The organism is Pontibacter qinzhouensis, assembly GCF_008017455.1.
GTDB lineage: Bacteria > Bacteroidota > Bacteroidia > Cytophagales > Hymenobacteraceae > Pontibacter > Pontibacter qinzhouensis.
Window position 1 is genome coordinate 97,996 of sequence record NZ_VRTY01000003.1, and the last position, 6,493, is coordinate 104,488.

The window sequence follows — 6,493 nt, forward strand, 5'->3', positions numbered from 1 at the left end:
GAGAGTTGTGACCGTCCTGTTTAAATGTAACACCCTTGGCAAAATTCAGATAAATTTTCTTTGGAAGGCTGTTTTCATTAGAAAAATTACTGATTCTCAGCAAAGCACCAGGTAAAATCAGTTGTTTGTAGTTCCTGCAGCGGTAATTTCTAATACTGGCAGCCGAATATTTTGTTGTACAGTCAAAGAAGCACGGTCAGTCTTCTGCCCTTAACCTGGTGGCTCACCCTTTGTAATTATTCAAATGAAAATGGTCTCCAGGAGGGTTTTCACTTAAAAACATCCAAGGGTAAAGGCCCTGCATAGGAACTTCTATAAGTACAGAAGCTGCGAAAATCAGGGAGCCAGGCGTTTTGTCTTCCAGCTATTGTCTTGCAGTTCGAACGCAATGCGGTCGTGCAGCCTGTCTGGCCGGCCTTGCCAGAACTCAATGTAATCGGGCTTCAGCTTAAAGCCACCCCAATGTGGCGGCCTTGGCACCAGCTCCAGTTCTGCAAACTCGCTGGCATAGCGGTTGCCAGCTTCTTCCAGCTCAGAGCGACCGCTTATTTCGCGGCTTTGCGGGGAGGCCCAGGCACCAATCTGGCTGCCTTTGGGCCGGCTATGGAAATAGTCGGTCGAGAACTGCTCATCTGCTTTTGTTACCTCGCCCTCCAGGCGTACCTGGCGCTCGAGTTCAGGCCAGAAAAACGTAACAGCTACAAACGGATTAGCGGCTATGCTTTTTCCTTTCTTGCTCTCGTAATTCGTAAAAAACGTAAGCCCATCGTCCGACACATCTTTCAGGAGCATTACCCGGGCTGATGGTCGGTTCTGGCTGTTAACGGTAGAAAGAACAAAGGCAGTCGGTTCGAGCGCTTCCGCCTCAATGGCTTCCTGCAGCCAGGAACTGAACTGTTGTAGCGGATCTTTTAGAACCACCGCTTCAGATAACTCCTTTTTAGAATAGTTTATGCGTATAGCAGCAATGTTTTGAGTAAGTGCCATAAGTATGCTTGTTTTTTGTCAAATGTATAAAAAATTAAGTAGCCCAAATAACTAAAACAGATAGGCAAAAGCACACATTCTCTTATATATTACAAATGATATATATCAGCTTTAACTAACTTATACGTTCTTACTTATATCTGCTACTATATCGCTTTCTTTGCGTAAGAAACATTATGTTGTTATTTTAAAGTAAAACCATGAACCTGTTTTACTTTTAGTGCAAGCAGAAACGAATAAAAAATTGGCTACTCATAAGCTGCAGAACCATGTCGTGATGTAACATTTAACTTGAACCAGATGATGGAAGACACAAGCGAGACGAAACCCCGTTCCGGTAGCATCTTGATCTCGGAACCCTTTCTGGGCGACCCTAATTTTGAGAGGTCGGTGATCTTGCTGTGCAACCACGAAGAAAACGAGGGTACTTTTGGCCTTGTTCTGAACAAAATGTCGAACCTGAAGTTATCGGATGTATTGGATGTGTTTGAAAACTCGTTTGATATGGACCTGGGTATAGGTGGCCCGGTGCAATACAACACTCTACACTTCGTGCACCGCCTGGCCGAGTTGCCGGAAGCGGTAAAGCTGGGAGAGGACCTGTACTGGGGCGGAGATTTTGAGGCACTCAGGGCTATGATTAAAACCGGTGGTGTAACACCGGATGATATCCGTTTCTTTTTAGGTTACTCTGGCTGGACGGCAGGGCAGCTGCAGGAAGAAATTAATAAAAATGTTTGGATAGTAAATAACAATGCTGTGAATAAATTGTTTAATTTTGAGTCAGGTAGTCTTTGGAGCAACATATTGCGCCAAATGGGAGGCAAATACAAGGTGCTCTCCAACTACCCGATTGACCCACGCCTAAACTAACGATGTTTCGTTGTACTTAAACTTGCTGACATGACAACCGAAAATAAAAATACAGACGCCACTGGTGCTAGTGCTGAAAAGCCTGAGAACGTAAATGCAACAAATGAAACGGTAAAGAAAGCCGACACGCCACAGGAAATCCTGGCAAAGCGCATGGCTGAACTCGATGCCAAAAGCGAAGAAGAAACTCCTGCTTCTGCACCTGCTGCTCCTTTGGATGCTGCAGAGGCTGCCACAGCTGAACCATTTGAAACCACTCCGAAAGAGGAACAGCCGGAAATTAAACCCTCGCTGAACTCAGAAGAAGAAACTGCTACGGTAGCCGCGAAAGAAGCAACCATGGCTGATGCTCAGGAAATCATAGAAGAAGAAGGCGTTCCGGCTCCTGTAGCGGCATCGCCTATAACCGCTGCCGCTACACCAGAAACAGAACCAACGCCTGCCGCAACACCGGCGCCAGGTCTGCCTGATGCCTCTCTGCACCACGACGACGACGAGCATGAGGAAGAAGAACTGGCTGTTGACCTGTCGGTGTTGTCGCTGGAGGAACTACGGCAGCAACTGGTAACGCTGCTCAAAAGCACCGATGCCCGCAAACGCTACAAAACCATTAATGAAATTCAGCGCCACTACGACCTTAAATTTCAGGAGCTAAAACATGATGCACTGGAGCAATTTAAGAGTGAGGGAGGAGCCGATGAAGATTTCGACTACCATCCGGCAACAGAGCACCAGGACCTCGAAAAACTGCTCACTTCTTTTCGTGAAACCAGGTACCAGGAACGTCAGCAGTCGGAGGAGCAGCGCACCAGGAACCTGGAGCGCAAACGCGAACTACTGACTAAGCTCCGAGAATTAGTAGAGTCTGCGGAAACAAAAAACAGTGGCGAAGAACTAAAGAAGCTGCAACAGGAATGGAAAGGCATTGGACCAGTACCGGCAGGAGAGGCCCAACAACTCTGGGATTCGTACCATGCCCTGCTCGATATTTTCTACAACAACCGCAGCATTTTTTATGAACTGAAGGAGCTGGACCGCAAACGCAACCTCGATGCAAAGCTGCTGTTAATAGAACGTGCCGAAGCCCTGGAGCAGGAGCCATCTATTAACAAGGCACTGCAGGAGCTCAGGCATTTGCATGAAGAATGGAAAAACATAGGTCCGGTGCCGAACGACCAGCGCGATGTTGTGTGGGATCGGTTTATTGTAGCTTCCGAAAAAGTGCACGAACACCGCCGCGCATACCAGGAAGACCGCAAATCGAAGGAGATGCTGAACCTGGCCACAAAGCGGGACTTGCTGGAGCGCCTCATGGCTTTTCAGGGTTTCAATACAGATCGCATAAATGAATGGCGCGATAAAACCGATGAAATTCAGAAGCTGAAAGAAGAGTGGGATGCTGCCGGATTAGTGCCTAAAGAGTATGCCGAAGAAGTAAACAAGACTTTCTGGAGCAATTACAAAGCATTTTTCCAGCACAAAAATCAATTTTTTAAAACCCTCGATGATCAGAAGATGCAGAACCTCCGCATTAAAACGGAGCTTTGCGAGGAGGCCGAAAGCCTGAAAGACAGCACAGACTGGAACTCTACGAAGGAAAAGCTGATTCAGCTTCAGAAGAAATGGAAAACCATCGGCCGTGTGCCCGACAAATATTCTGATAAAATCTGGCAGCGTTTCCGTAGTGCCTGCAACGAGTTCTTCGACCGCAAGCAGGCGCAGGAACAGCAACGTGGTGCCGAACTCGATAAAATGGCCTCTGAGAAAATGGCGCTTTGCGACACCATTGCAGCCAAACTGGCGGCACCAACCGCTACCACTTCGCTCGAAGAGTTTGAGGATCTGGTGACGCAGTGGAACGCCCTGGACAAAGGCAAACGCAGCAGTCAGAAGGTGGAAGAGAAGTTTCTGGCTCTGATGGCAGATTTCCTGGAGCGGGTACCACAGCTCTCGTACGAAGACAGAAACGACATTCTGGTGCGCCTGCAGGTAGAAAGGCTGAAGCAAACCCCGGATGCCGGCCACAAACTTCAACAGCGTGAACAGACCATACGTCGCGAAATTTCGCAGCTGCAAAACGATATTCAGACCTTGCGCACTAACATAGAGTTTTTTGCCCGCTCTAAAAACGCCGATAAATTGCGCGAAGAGTATGAAGCCCGCATTGAGGAAGCGCAAAAACGAATAGATTTGCTGCACAGGCAGCAGCAGGCATTCAGAGGATAAAATTTTTAACCCTGATTTCCAAAAGCTTACTCTGCTCCAAGCAAAAAAGTATGACAAGGGGTTTGCAATTTTAAAATCTGCGCCTACCTTTGCATCGCTTTAGAACGCTAGAGCACACAAAAGAGTAAAGCCTCCATAGCTCAGCTGGTAGAGCAACTGACTTGTAATCAGTAGGTCGTTGGTTCGATTCCGACTGGGGGCTCTCCTCCAATCAAAAGCCTTCAGAGAAATCTGGAGGCTTTTTTGTTTTAGGGCTTGTATGGATGTGGAGAATTAAGCTAAAATTCAGAAGAGACCCTTGAACCCCACTATGCCAAATTGCTTTGGAAAGCTAATTTGATTAGAATAATTTATAAACCGCTGCAAAAAGAATACTTATAACTAGCAGAAGGATAACACGATAGATGTTATCCTTCTGGTCTACTGCAAAAAATCTATATTTTTCTACCTTAGGCGTTTGTATTTTAAAAATCAATTTCTACCTTTGCATCGCTTTAGAACGCTAGAGCACACAAAAGAGTAAAGCCTCCATAGCTCAGCTGGTAGAGCAACTGACTTGTAATCAGTAGGTCGTTGGTTCGATTCCGACTGGGGGCTCTCCTCCAAAACAAAAAGCCTTCAGAGAAATCTGGAGGCTTTTTTGTTTTTACCTGCCCTTGTATCTGCTGCCTCGTATGAGAGTTTCGCCAGGCAATAATTATAAGTAGGTTTAAATCGGCGGTTTATGCCCATTCAAGAATCATTTTCCTATAGTAGGTAAATTTTTAATGCAGCCTTAGCAGACAGCATACTCTTGGTAGTAAAAGGTTGCAGCTCTTAAACCTGCTATTATTTTATCAGCTGTACTTGCCTGGTAATTCTCTAAAAGCAAAGCCTATCCTGCACTCAATTTGCTGCCTAACTATTCTGTTCTTTTACTTATCAGCTTTTATCGTTTATTTTGACTTGTTCATACACAAACCTGTTATGCAATTAATCGAAGTAACGACTCCAAGTCTGGCCCAGGAATTCCTGATGATGCAGGTGCAGCTTTATAAAAATGACCCTCATTACATCCGGCCCCTAGACAAGGATATCAATAACCTGTTCGACCCGAAAAAAAACAAACTCCTGCGCAACAGCGAAGCCATCAGGTGGCTGCTGCAAGATGAAAAGGGAAAATATATAGGCCGAATTGCAGCATTCATAAACAAGAGAACTGCGAACACCTACGAGCAGCCGACAGGCGGCATGGGCTTTTTCGACTGCATAAACGATCAGAAGGCGGCCAATATGCTCTTCGATGCCTGCCGCGACTGGCTACAGGCAAGAGGAATGGAAGCCATGGATGGGCCAATTAACTTCGGGGATCGCGATAAATGGTGGGGCATGCAGGTAGATGGGTTTAATCCGCCCACCTATGGCATGAATTATAACTTCCCGTACTACCAGCAACTTATCGAAAACTATGGTTTCCAGGTGTTCTTTAAGCAATATGTGTATTACCGGGTGGTAGATGAGAAACTGGAGGAAGGAATTTACCGGAAAGCGCAACAGATTCTGGCTAACCCCGACTACAGCTTCCGGCACATGGATAAAAATGACCTGAAGAAATATGCCGAGGATTTCAGAACTGTTTACAACAAGGCCTGGACCAAGCATGAAGGTGTAAAAGGCATGACAGAGGCACAGGCGATGGGTGCCATGAACCAGATGAAGCCAATTCTGGACGAGCGCATTGTTTGGTTTGGCTATTACAAAAATGAGCCGGTGTGCTTTATGATTCTGCTGCCGGAGCTGAACCAGCTCTTCAAATACGTAAACGGAAAACTCGACCTGTGGGGGAAAGTGAAGTTTGCGTTTCATCGGTGGCGTGGTGCCTGCAAAGCCATGTTTGGCGTGGTGTTTGGCGTAGCGCCCGATCATCAGCGCAAAGGCGTTGAAACGGCCATGGTGGTGGCTGCCTCAAAAGTAGTGCAGAACAACCCTAAAATTCCTTACCAGGTAATGGAAATGAACTGGATCGGTGACTTTAACCCAAAAATGATGAACGTAGCCGTGCAGTGTGGTAGCCGCATTTACAAAACCTATCACACCTACCGCTTCCTCTTCGACCGTGACAAAGAATTTAAGAGGATGAAAATCATCAATTAAACCATAGGCAAATAAAATGCCTGAGCCTTTACCGCTGCTGATGCCACAAAAACATATCGGTAGAGGTAAAGGCTTTTTTTAATGATTAGTTCAAATGGATTCACTTACACAAATAGTTTTAGGAGCATCGGTAGGAGAGGCCGTTTGTGGGCGCAAAATCGGCAACAAAGCCCTGCTATGGGGTGCCATAGCAGGTACTATTCCGGACCTGGATGTGCTGGCTAACCCTATGCTCGACATGGTGGGTCAGCTGAGCTTTCACCGGTCGGTTACG

Annotated in this window: 5 protein-coding genes and 2 tRNA genes; 6 read left to right on the plus strand and 1 reads right to left on the minus strand. The window is 46.5% G+C overall.

Annotated features, from left to right (window positions below):
- Positions 1 to 336: 336 nt before the first annotated feature.
- The gene (gene pdxH, locus FVR03_RS01545; RefSeq protein WP_147920000.1) at positions 337 to 987 is read right to left on the minus strand and encodes a pyridoxamine 5'-phosphate oxidase; all 651 of its coding nucleotides are present in this window, start codon (positions 985 to 987) and stop codon (positions 337 to 339) included.
- Positions 988 to 1,287: 300 nt separating this feature from the next.
- Here pdxH and FVR03_RS01550 point away from each other — a divergent pair, with 300 nt between their 5' ends.
- From FVR03_RS01550 to FVR03_RS01575, 6 genes are all read left to right on the plus strand, one after another.
- On the plus strand, positions 1,288 to 1,860 hold the full coding sequence (locus tag FVR03_RS01550; RefSeq protein ID WP_369410439.1) for a YqgE/AlgH family protein: 573 nt from the start codon (positions 1,288 to 1,290) through the stop codon (positions 1,858 to 1,860).
- Between the two features lie 30 nt (positions 1,861 to 1,890).
- Positions 1,891 to 4,086 (plus strand): DUF349 domain-containing protein, encoded by a 2,196-nt coding sequence (locus FVR03_RS01555; RefSeq protein ID WP_147920001.1) that lies wholly within the window; start codon positions 1,891 to 1,893, stop codon positions 4,084 to 4,086.
- 129 nt (positions 4,087 to 4,215) lie between these two features.
- Positions 4,216 to 4,288 (plus strand) — tRNA-Thr (locus FVR03_RS01560).
- Between the two features lie 322 nt (positions 4,289 to 4,610).
- A tRNA-Thr gene (locus FVR03_RS01565) sits at positions 4,611 to 4,683 on the plus strand.
- A 369-nt stretch (positions 4,684 to 5,052) separates the two neighbouring features.
- Positions 5,053 to 6,219 (plus strand): hypothetical protein, encoded by a 1,167-nt coding sequence (locus tag FVR03_RS01570; RefSeq protein ID WP_147920002.1) that lies wholly within the window; start codon positions 5,053 to 5,055, stop codon positions 6,217 to 6,219.
- 94 nt (positions 6,220 to 6,313) lie between these two features.
- Positions 6,314 to 6,493 (plus strand): metal-dependent hydrolase (locus FVR03_RS01575; RefSeq protein ID WP_147920003.1); only part of this gene is annotated, 180 nt, incomplete at its 3' end.

Coding starts and splice junctions, on each gene's coding strand:
- FVR03_RS01550 (WP_369410439.1), top strand. CDS start 1,288: ATGATGGAAGACACAAGCGAGACGAAACCCCGTTCCGGTAGCATCTTG.
- pdxH (WP_147920000.1), bottom strand. CDS start 987: ATGGCACTTACTCAAAACATTGCTGCTATACGCATAAACTATTCTAAA.
- FVR03_RS01570 (WP_147920002.1), top strand. CDS start 5,053: ATGCAATTAATCGAAGTAACGACTCCAAGTCTGGCCCAGGAATTCCTG.
- FVR03_RS01555 (WP_147920001.1), top strand. CDS start 1,891: ATGACAACCGAAAATAAAAATACAGACGCCACTGGTGCTAGTGCTGAA.